Origin of the sequence: Streptomyces sp. NRRL F-5126 (genome assembly GCF_000721265.1) — a bacterium.
Lineage (GTDB): Bacteria > Actinomycetota > Actinomycetes > Streptomycetales > Streptomycetaceae > Streptomyces.
Genome location: NZ_JOFZ01000032.1, coordinates 1 through 1984, shown reverse-complemented (window position 1 = coordinate 1984; position 1984 = coordinate 1). Strand labels below are relative to the sequence as shown.

The 1984-nt window shown below is 67.7% G+C and carries 1 pseudogene; it reads right to left on the bottom strand.

The window, feature by feature from the left end:
* Positions 1–1984 (bottom strand): annotated as a pseudogene (locus IH48_RS36735) (type I polyketide synthase); the annotation flags it as partial.

Genomic DNA, 1984 nt, shown 5'->3' with positions numbered 1-1984 from the left:
TGGTCCGTCACTGGCCATGGGGTGGGTTCGGTGAGGAGGCTGACGGCGCCACTGGTCCAGTCGACGTGTGGGGTGGGCTTGTCGATGTGGAGGGAACGGGGCAGGGTGCCGTGCTGCATGGCGAGGATCATTTTGATGACGCCGGCGGCGCCTGCGGCGGCCTGGGTGTGGCCGATGTTGGATTTGATGGAGCCGAGGTGGAGCGGCTGCTCGGCCGGGCGGTCCTGGCCGTAGGTGGCGAGGAGGGCCTGGGCCTCGATGGGATCGCCGAGCTTGGTGCCGGTGCCGTGCGCTTCGACCGCGTCGACCTGGTCCGGGGTGAGGCCTGCGTTGGCGAGGGCCTGGCGGATCACCCGCTCCTGGGAGGGGCCGTTGGGCGCTGTGAGCCCGTTGCTCGCACCGTCCTGGTTGACGGCACTGCCGCGCACCACGGCCAGCACCCTGTGCCCGTTACGCTGCGCGTCGGACAACCGTTCCAACACCACCAGCCCGACACCCTCGGCCCAGCCCGTGCCGTCCGCGTCCGCCGAGAACGACTTGCAACGGCCGTCCGCTGACAAGGCCCGCTGCGGTGCATGGACACCAGGGACGAGGAGCACGCGGTGTCGACCGTCAACGCGGGGCCTTCAAGGCCGAGGGTGTAGGCGATCCGACCGGACGCCACACTGCCGATGCTTCCGCTGCCCATATAGCCTTCCAGCTCCGAAGGCACGTGATGGAGCCGGGACACGTAGTCCGTATACATCAGGCCGATGAATACGCCTGTCTGGCTGCCACGCAGTGAAGCCGGGCGTACGCCCATGCGCTCGAACGATTCCCAGGCGCATTCCAGCAGCAGCCGCTGCTGCGGGTCGGCGGCCAGGGCTTCGCGTGGGCTGATGCCGAAGAATTCCGCGTCGAAGTGGTCGGCTCGGTCGAGGAACCCGCCCATGCGGGTGTAGCTCGTGCCCGTATGCGACGGCTCCGGGTCGTAGAGCGCATCGATGTCCCACCCGCGGTCGTCCGGGAACGGGGAAGCGGCGTTCACCTCATCGGTGACCAACTGCCACAGGTCATCCGGGCCAAGGACTCCACCGGGGTAACGGCAGCTCATCGCGACGATGGCGATCGGCTCGTCGTCTGCCGCCACTGCCGTGGAGGCGACCGTCGCCGGGCCACCGCTACCGGTCAGCTCGGGGAGCAGATGCTCGACGAGGGCCGACGGCGAGGGGAAGTCGAAGATCAGGGTTGTGGAGAGGCGCAGACCGGTGACGTTGCTGATCCGGTTGCGCAGTTCCACCGCTGCGAGTGAGTCGAATCCAAGGGACTTGAAGGAATGCTCGGCTTGTACCGTGTCGAATTTCTGGTGCCCGAGGATGGTTGCGATCTCGTTGCCGAGAAGGTTGAGGATGAATTCCTTCTGCGCGGACTCGGAGAGAGGGCTGAGCCGTTCCGACAGGGTGGAGTCGCCGCTGGAGATGTGTGCGCGATGAGTCGGCACGGCGTTTCGGGGCCGGGTGGGCACGACCTCGCGCAGCAGCGCCGGCAGCGTTCCGTCCTGTGCCTGAGTACGCAGGACCGAGGTGCTGAGACGGGTCGGGAGGAGGTGAGGTTGGGAGGTGGTGAGGGCGTGGTCGAAGAGCGCGAGGGCGTCGTCGGTGGCGAGGGAGGCGATACCGGTGCGGTTCATGCGCGCCAGGTCAGTGGTGTCGAGGTGGCTGGTCATGGTGCTGGTCTGCTGCCATAGGCCCCAGGCGAGGGAGGTGGCGGTCAGGCCGTGGGTGTGGCGGTGGTGGGCGAGGGCGTCGAGGAAGGTGTTGGCGGCGGCATAGTTGGCCTGCCCCGGATTGCCCAGGATGCCGGTGATGGAGGAGTACAGGACGAAAGCGGTGAGGTTGAGGTGCTGGGTCTGCTGGTGCAGGTTCCAGGCGCTGTCGGCCTTTGGCCGCAGGACGGCGTCCAGGTGGTCTGGGGTGAGGTTGGGCAGCGTGGCGTCCTGGAGGAC